This is a genomic window from Geodermatophilus chilensis, assembly GCF_002802985.1.
Classification (GTDB): Bacteria; Actinomycetota; Actinomycetes; order Mycobacteriales; family Geodermatophilaceae; genus Geodermatophilus; species Geodermatophilus chilensis.
Genome location: NZ_NVPT01000221.1, coordinates 1 through 7,253 on the forward strand (window position 1 = coordinate 1; position 7,253 = coordinate 7,253).

The following is a 7,253-nucleotide window of genomic DNA, read 5'->3' on the forward strand; positions in this document are numbered from 1 at the left end:
AGATGTGTATAAGCAACAGGTCCGCAGGATGGCCCAGGCGCTCTGCCGCGACAGCGACCCGCCGCGGGCGTTGAGGAACAGCGCGCCGCCGCGCACCCCGGTGCGGCCCGCCGCGGCCAGCGCCGGGCGGGCGCGCACCAGGTAGTCCTCCACCGCCGCCAGCGCGTAGGACCCCACCGGCACGATCCGCTGCTTGCCGCCCTTGCCGGCCAGCCGCACCACCGACTGGGCGCGGTCGAGGTCGTCGACGGCCAGCCCGACCGCCTCGGAGATGCGGGCCCCGGTGCCGTACAGCAGCTCCAGCAGCGCCCGGTCGCGCAGCCCGCGCGGCCCCTCCAGCGTCCCGGCGGCCTCGATCAGCGCGACCACCGACTCGACCGGGATCGCCTTGGGCAGCCGCCGCGCCGGGGCCGGCGGGCGCACCTCGTGGGCGACGTCGTCGGGCACCAGCCCGTCGAGCAGCGCGAAGCGGTGCAGCCCGCGGACGGCGACCACCGCGCGCGCCGCCGAGGTGGCCGACAGCGGCGGGTGGTCGCCGTCCCCCTGCCGGAGCGCGGCGAGGAACCCGGCGACGTCGGACTCGGCCACCTCGCCGAGCCCCCGCACGCCCGCCGCCTCGAGGAACGCGGCGTAGCGGCGCAGGTCGCGGCGGTAGGCGGAGACGGTGTTGGCCGACAGGCCGCGCTCGACGACCAGGTGGTCGAGGTAGCCGGTGACGACCCGCTCGACGGCGCTCGTCGTGGTCGTCGTCAGAGGAGCACCTCCTCGAGCGGGACGGCGGTCATCCCATGGGCCTCGGCGACCTCGGGCAGCACCACCTGGCCGGCGACGACGTTGACGCCGTGCGCCAGCGCCGGGTCCGAGCGGACGGCGGCCGTGGTGCCCTCGTTGGCCAGCGCCATGACGTAGGGCAGCGTCACGTTGGTCAGCGCGTGCGTCGAGGTGTTGGGCACCGCGCCGGGCATGTTGGCCACGCAGTAGAAGACCGACTCGTGCACACGGAACGTCGGGTCGTCGTGCGTGGTGGGGCGGGTGGCCTCGAAGCAGCCGCCCTGGTCGACGGCGATGTCGACGAGCACCGAGCCAGGCTTCATGTGCGCGACCAGCTCGTTGCTGACCAGCGTGGGCGCCTTCGCGCCGGGCACCAGCACCGCGCCGATGACCAGGTCGGCGTCCAGCACCGCGCGCTCGACCTCGTAGGCGTTGGACGCGACGGTCTGCAGGTGCCCCTGGTAGATGCGGTCGGCGGCGCGCAGCTTGTCGACGTCCCGGTCCAGGACGACGACCTCGGCCTGCATGCCCAGGGCGATCGCGGCGGCGTTCATCCCCGACACCCCGGCGCCGATGACGACGACCTTGGCCGCGTAGACGCCGGGCGCGCCGCCGAGCAGGACGCCGCGGCCGCCGTGCGCCCGCTCCAGGCTGTGCGCGCCGACCTGCGGCGCCATCCGGCCGGCGACCTCCGACATCGGGGCGAGCAGCGGCAGCGCACCGCCGGCGGTCTGCACCGTCTCGTAGGCGATCGCGGTGGTGCCGGAGGTGACCAGCGCGTCGGTGCACTCCTTGGACGCCGCCAGGTGCAGGTAGGTGAACAGCGTCTGGTCCGCGCGCAGCCGCCCGTACTCCTCGGCGACCGGCTCCTTGACCTTGAGCAGCAGGTCGGCGTCGGCCCACACGTCGTCCGCGCCGGGCAGGATCGTCGCGCCGACGGCGGCGAAGTCGGCGTCCGGGATGGACGACCCCTCCCCCGCGCCGCGCTCGACGAGCACCGTGTGCCCGGCCCGCACCAGCTCGGTCACCCCGGCAGGGGTGAGCGCCACCCGGTACTCCCGGTTCTTGACCTCTCGGGGAACCCCGATCCGCATCGTCCGCTCTCCTGGTCCCGGCCGGACGTCCCGAGGGTGACGGGCGTCCCACCGCCTCGTGGGCCCGCCCGGTCGGGGCGCGCCTCGCGCGGAGTGTAGGCAGTCGAAGGACCCCCTTGCCCCCCACCGGAGAAGGACCCCGTCCTACCCACCCTTCGCACGCTCAGGGTGGGGCCCGGGACGGGGCCGCGGCGAGGGGGCAGAGGGGTCCTCTGTCAGCCGGCGCTGGTCGCGTACCCGCAGGCGGTGACGGCCACGCTGCAGACGTCCTCGTCCTGCTGGCCGGTGCCCCCGCTCGCGCCGAGCGCCCCGACCAGCTGCCCGTCGGCGTAGACCGGGACGGCACCGGGCTGCGGCGTGAAGCGGCCGCCGGTCATCGTGCTCAGCGCGGTGGAGAAGTTGGGCAGGCTGTCCATCTTGGCCTTCTGCCCGGCGCTGGGCATGCCGTAGGCGGCCGCGGTCCAGGCCTTGCCCTGGGCGACGTCGGTGGAGATCCACGGGGCACCGTCGGTGCGCAGCACGGCCACGAGGTGGCCCGCGGCGTCCATCACGGCGAAGGACATGGGCACGCCGACCCGGGCGCACTCCTCCCGGGCAGCGGAGAGGAGGGCCAGGGCCTGGTCGGAGGTCAGCACGGGCCCAGCCTGCCAGCGCCCCCGGACGCTCCGCCTGCGGGGAGGTCGTCCGGGGCGGAAGGTGGTCGGGTCGACTGGTCCACCGCTCGCCGGAGGAGTGCCCGTGCCCCTGTACGCCCCGTCCCCCGCACTGCGCGGTCGCCAGTTGGCCGCCGACGTCGGACTGGTGGCCTGGCTGGTGCTGTGGGTGCTGGTCGCCCGGACCGTGCACGGCGCGGTGCTGGCCCTGGCTGAGCCCGGCCGCGCCGTCGAGGACCTCGGCGCCTCGGTGGCCGGCAGCATGTCCTCGGCCGCGCGGGCCGCCGAGGACCTCCCCGTGGTCGGGGACGAGCTGGCCGCGCCGTTCGAGGCCCTGGGCTCGGCCGGCGGGTCGGTCGGCGGCGCGGGGCAGGCCGCGCAGGACGCCGTCGGCACGCTGGCCACGGTGCTCGCCGTCGTCCTCGTCGTCCTCCCGGTGGGGTGGCTGCTGCTGCGCTGGCTGCCCTGGCGGCTGGGCTGGGTGCGGGCGGCCGGTGCCGCCCGGCGGCTGGCGACCGCCGACCCCGGGGTGCTCGCGGCACGGGCGCTGGCCACCGCGCCGCTGGGCCGGCTGGCCGAGCTGCCGCCGGGCACCGCCGACGCGTGGCGGGCCGGCGACCCGGCCGCGACCCGCGCGCTGGCCGCCGTGGAGCTGGCCCGCCTCGGCCTGCCCGCGGACGCCCTCGAGGGAGACCAGCGCCGGTTGGGGTTGAGGTGACCACTGGGACTGCCGATGACGGGCAGGACACCTGGAGGCGCACGTGGCACGGCGGGCACGACGACGAGGACGCGGCACCGGCACGGTCGCCGCGGTGGCGGCGGTCGGCCTGATCGCGCTCAGCGGACCGGTCACCGAGGTCGCAGCGACGCTGACCGCCACCCGGACGGCGCTGTCCGCGGTCTCGGCGCCCGCGGCGGCACTCCCCGGCCCGGTCACGGTCGTCGCCCCGGCCCCGGCCGCGCCGGCCGCCGTCCCGCCGGTGAGCGTGGTCGACATCCCGCGCCCGCAGCAGATCGAGGTCCGGGTGCGCCCCGGCGTCCCCCACGGCGTCGTGCCGGAACTGCACGTACCCGAGGCCGTGTGCGGCGGGTACGCCAACCCGCGGCAGGTCCCGCCGGGTGTGGTCCCCGGCGTCGCGTCGGCCACGGTCAGCTGGCAGGCCGATGGGCACACCGAGGTGCAGCGCTACCGCGTGCAGGCGGTCAGCCAGCAGCTGGTGGCCGGCCTGCAGCCCGAGCCCCCGATGCTGATCGCGCCCCAGCCCGCCGACTGCGTGCCGGTCACTGTGACGTTCCAGGGGCTGACGTCCGGCGTCCCCTACGTGTTCTGGCTGGAGGAGGAGGTGCCCGACACCCACGGCGTGCTGCGCTGGGTGCAGGTGGGCACCTCGGCCCCGGCCGTCATCGGCTGACAGCTCCGGGAGCAGCTAGCTCGGGCGACTGAAGACCGAACCGAGGGGGTGAGTCTCCCGGCGCCTGGGCCGACAGAACACGGAATGGTCCACGATCGCTCGCGGAGAGTCACTCGAGCACGGAACCACCCAGGCACCCCCCTGCTGGAGCCGCCACTGCACGTCGCGAGGTGGGAGTCCAGGGGCCATTGCCCTCGCTGACGAAGGGGGCTACGAGTCGGCGCGCCTGGCCTCGTGTCGGGGGACGCCGGCATTGTCGTGCCGCACGGACGTTGCTCGCTTGGCATTCGCGATCCGGGAGACGCTCGTGGTGACGTAGCGACCGGTGGCGGCCGATCGCTTGAGCTTCAACTTCGCCGCGTTGACCTGTGCCGGTGTCACCTTGACGACCTTGGCCATCACCAGATCACCGCCTTCCGCATCGAGCTAGTCACTTTCCCAGTCCTCGATATCAGTGTCCACCTCGACGACCTCGACGTCCTCGCCCAGTGCCTCGATCTCCTCGATGGGCTCTTCGAGGATGGAGTCCAGGACCGCGTCGACCAGTGCTTGATCCGGTTCCTGGAGCAACTCCGAGTCGCTCAGCGCCGCCAACGCCGCGACACCCATCCGGGCCTTGGCGTCTTCGTCCGACGTCGCCTGCTCTGAGGCCCAGCGCAGCATGCGCATGGTCTCCTCGCGTCGTCGCCACACATCCAGCTCCGTCGCCCCTCTGCGGGTGAGCCAGTGGCCGATGAGCACGCCGAGGAACGCGAATAGCGGGGTCCCGAAGCTGACGGCGTAAACAGCCCACGTGGGCAGAGTCGTCACCCCGGAAGCCTCTGCAAGAGGTGCCCTACTAGGCGTCGGCGGGGCGCAGCTGCGGCGCGGTTGCCCGGACCTGCGCCGCCGCCAGCACGCCGATGACCGCCGAGGAGTTGCGGATGTCCCCGGAGAAGACCCGCTGCACCGCCTCGTCGAGCGGCACCCGCTCCACGGTCATGTCCAGCTCCTCGTGCTCGACGACGAAGCCCTCCGGCCGGTCGACCGGCGAGAGCCCCTCGGCGAGGTAGATCAGGATCTCCTCGCTGCAGAAGCCCGGGGTCGAGTAGCTGTTGGCCAGCAGCGACCAGCGCTCGGCCGCCAGCCCCGCCTCCTCCGCGAGCTCACGCCTGGCGGTGGCCAGCGGCGCCTCCCCGTCGGCGTCGCGCAGGCCGGCGGGCAGCTCCCACAGGTAGCCGCGCACCGGGTGGCGGTACTGGCGGACCATCACGATCCGGTCCTCGTCGTCCACCGCGACCACGCAGACGGCACCGATGTGCCGGACGATCTCCCGCACGCTGTCGCCGCCGCCGGGCATCGCGACGGTCTCCTTGACGAGGGTGATGATCCGCCCCTCGTGCACGGTCTCGCTGGCGAGGACCTCGTACTCCCCCCGCCGCGCGGGCTCGGTCATCAGTCCTCCTCGTTGGCGCTCGTCGTCGCGACGACCGTCGGTGCTCTGCCCTCTGGTGACCTCGCGAGCTCGGTCACTAGATCCCCACCTTCTCGTCCTCGTCGATCGGCACGGGCAGCCGCGCGGACTCGGAGAAGTCGATCGCCGCCTGCACGAACGCCGCGAACAGCGGGTGCGGCCGGGTCGGGCGGCTCTTGAGCTCCGGGTGGGCCTGGGTGCCGACGAAGAACGGGTGGACGTCGCGCGGCAGCTCGGCGAACTCGACCAGCAGGCCGTCGGGCGAGGTGCCCGAGAACACCAGCCCGGCCGCGCCGATCCGGTCGCGATAGGCGTTGGCCACCTCGTAGCGGTGCCGGTGCCGCTCGCTGATCTCCGTGGAGCCGTAGGCCTGGGCGACGACCGAGCCCTTCTGCAGGGACGCCGGGTAGCTGCCCAGCCGCATCGTGCCGCCCATGTCGCCCCGGCCGGCGAGAACGTCGACCTGGCTGGCCATCGTCGCGATGACCGCGTCGGGGGTGTCGGGGTCGAACTCGGCGGAGTTGGCCTCGGGCAGCCCGGCCAGGTTGCGCGCCGCCTCGATGACCATGCACTGCAGGCCCAGGCACAGCCCCAGCAGCGGGACGCCGTTGACCCGGGCGTGCCGGATCGCGCCGAGCTTGCCGTCGATACCCCGGACGCCGAACCCGCCGGGGATGCAGACGCCGTCGACGCCGGCCAGCGCGCGCTCGGCGCCCTCGGGGGTCTGGCAGTCGTCCGAGGGCACCCAGCGGATCTCCACCCGGCTGCGGTGCGCGAACCCGCCGGCCCGCAGCGCCTCGGTCACCGACAGGTAGGCGTCGGGCAGGTCGATGTACTTGCCGACCAGCGCGATGGTCACCGTCTGCTTCGGCGCGTGGACCCGGTCGAGCAGGTCCCCCCACACCGTCCAGTCGACGTCCCGGAACGGCAGGCCCAGCCGGCGGACGACGTAGGCGTCCAGGCCCTCGCGGTGCAGCACCTTGGGGATGTCGTAGATCGACGGCGCGTCGGGGCAGGAGATGACGCCCTCGGCGTCGACGTCGCACATCAGGCTGATCTTGCGCTTGAGCCCGTTGCCGATCTCCCGGTCAGAGCGGCAGACCACCGCGTCGGGCTGGATGCCGATGTTGCGCAACGCGGCCACCGAGTGCTGCGTCGGCTTGGTCTTCAGCTCGCCGGACGGCGCGATGTAGGGCACCAGCGAGATGTGCAGGAAGAAGCAGTTGTTCCGGCCGATCTCGTGGCGCACCTGGCGGGCGGCCTCGAGGAAGGGCAGCGACTCGATGTCGCCGACGGTGCCGCCCACCTCGGTGATGACGACGTCCACCCGGTCGGGCCCCTCGGCCGCGGCCATGATCCGCGCCTTGATCTCGTTGGTGATGTGCGGGATGACCTGCACGGTGTCGCCGAGGTACTCGCCGCGCCGCTCCTTGGCGATCACGTCCGAGTAGACCTGGCCGGTGGTCACGTTCGACCGGCCGGTGAGGTCGGTGTCGAGGAACCGCTCGTAGTGCCCGATGTCCAGGTCGGTCTCGGCGCCGTCCTCGGTGACGAACACCTCGCCGTGCTGGAACGGGTTCATCGTCCCGGGGTCGACGTTGAGGTAGGGGTCCAGCTTCTGCATCGTGACCCGGAGGCCACGGCTGGACAGGAGCGCTCCGAGGGAGCTGGCCGTCAGGCCCTTGCCGAGAGAGGAGACAACCCCACCGGTGACGAAGACGAACTTCGTCGGCTGGGAGTTGTGGAGGAGAGCCCTTGCCCCGTAGTCATGGTCACGCGTTCCATGCGGTCGATCCACGGGAGACCACCGTAACACGATCGGTCCCCTCCCCCGCCGGGCCCGCGGCCGTGCCGTCGGCCACCCCCGCGC

9 protein-coding genes are annotated in these 7,253 nt (G+C 73.6%); 2 read left to right on the forward strand and 7 right to left on the reverse strand.

The window, feature by feature from the left end; genetic code table 11:
• The 3 genes from CNO22_RS24440 to CNO22_RS24450 all read right to left on the reverse strand — a co-directional run.
• On the reverse strand, positions 1-753 hold a 753-nt coding region (locus CNO22_RS24440), incomplete at its 3' end, for a tyrosine-type recombinase/integrase (protein WP_100501861.1).
• Complete coding sequence (ald, locus tag CNO22_RS24445) at positions 750-1,865, reverse strand: alanine dehydrogenase (protein WP_100501853.1); 1,116 nt, start codon at positions 1,863-1,865, stop codon at positions 750-752. The genes ald and CNO22_RS24440, both read right to left, overlap by 4 nt.
• 215 nt (positions 1,866-2,080) lie before the next feature.
• On the reverse strand, positions 2,081-2,500 hold the full coding sequence (locus CNO22_RS24450; protein ID WP_100501854.1) for a GlcG/HbpS family heme-binding protein: 420 nt from the start codon (positions 2,498-2,500) through the stop codon (positions 2,081-2,083).
• 103 nt (positions 2,501-2,603) lie between these two features.
• On the opposite strand from CNO22_RS24450, the gene CNO22_RS24455 reads away from it, so the two are divergent.
• Positions 2,604-3,236: a hypothetical protein gene (locus tag CNO22_RS24455; RefSeq protein WP_100501855.1), complete on the forward strand. Its 633-nt coding sequence runs from the start codon at positions 2,604-2,606 to the stop codon at positions 3,234-3,236.
• A gap of 43 nt (positions 3,237-3,279) precedes the next feature.
• Positions 3,280-3,930, forward strand: coding sequence for a hypothetical protein (locus tag CNO22_RS24460; protein WP_157937102.1), 651 nt, complete (start codon positions 3,280-3,282; stop codon positions 3,928-3,930).
• Between the two features lie 210 nt (positions 3,931-4,140).
• Here CNO22_RS24460 and CNO22_RS24465 read toward each other — a convergent pair whose 3' ends face one another.
• From CNO22_RS24465 to CNO22_RS24480, 4 genes are all read right to left on the reverse strand, one after another.
• Positions 4,141-4,332, reverse strand: coding sequence for a hypothetical protein (locus CNO22_RS24465; protein WP_100501857.1), 192 nt, complete (start codon positions 4,330-4,332; stop codon positions 4,141-4,143).
• A gap of 24 nt (positions 4,333-4,356) precedes the next feature.
• Positions 4,357-4,740 (reverse strand): hypothetical protein, encoded by a 384-nt coding sequence (locus CNO22_RS24470; RefSeq protein ID WP_100501858.1) that lies wholly within the window; start codon positions 4,738-4,740, stop codon positions 4,357-4,359.
• 28 nt (positions 4,741-4,768) lie between these two features.
• Complete coding sequence (locus CNO22_RS24475; protein WP_100501859.1) at positions 4,769-5,365, reverse strand: NUDIX domain-containing protein; 597 nt, start codon at positions 5,363-5,365, stop codon at positions 4,769-4,771.
• Between the two features lie 76 nt (positions 5,366-5,441).
• Positions 5,442-7,199: a CTP synthase gene (locus CNO22_RS24480; protein ID WP_408609712.1), complete on the reverse strand. Its 1,758-nt coding sequence runs from the start codon at positions 7,197-7,199 to the stop codon at positions 5,442-5,444.
• Positions 7,200-7,253 lie beyond the last annotated feature (54 nt).

Bases quoted from the DNA above. Each gene is read 5' to 3' on its own strand.
- ald (WP_100501853.1), bottom strand. From the start codon at position 1,865: ATGCGGATCGGGGTTCCCCGAGAGGTCAAGAACCGGGAGTACCGGGTG.
- CNO22_RS24475 (WP_100501859.1), bottom strand. From the start codon at position 5,365: ATGACCGAGCCCGCGCGGCGGGGGGAGTACGAGGTCCTCGCCAGCGAG.